The sequence below is a fragment of the Mesorhizobium sp. M7A.F.Ca.MR.148.00.0.0 genome (assembly GCF_003997735.1).
Taxonomy (GTDB): domain Bacteria; phylum Pseudomonadota; class Alphaproteobacteria; order Rhizobiales; family Rhizobiaceae; genus Mesorhizobium.
On the sequence record NZ_RZTB01000558.1, the window covers coordinates 1 to 272 of the forward strand.

Annotated in this window: 1 protein-coding gene; it reads right to left on the reverse strand. The window is 62.1% G+C overall.

Annotated elements, in window-relative coordinates:
* Positions 1-272 (reverse strand): ferrochelatase (locus tag EOB49_RS35310; protein ID WP_206526225.1); only part of this gene is annotated, 272 nt, incomplete at both ends.

Sequence of the window (272 nt, forward strand, 5' to 3'; positions counted from 1 at the left end):
GCTTCGGCCAGCTTTTCGGCCTGGGCGCGGGTATAGGTGCGCAGCGGCGACTCGTTCTTTTCCCGGTTCCAGATCCGTGCGTAGTTGGCGCCCGATTTCTTGGGCCGCCTGGTGAGCACAAGGCCATAGAGGATCGGGTACCAGATCGCCCTGTTGAGTTCGATGACGCGCGGGTCGGACAGGAATTCACGGAGATACCGCCACATCGGCTTGAAACCGGTGCCGTCGGGCGTACCCAGATTGACCAGCATGACGCCGATCTTGCCCGCCTT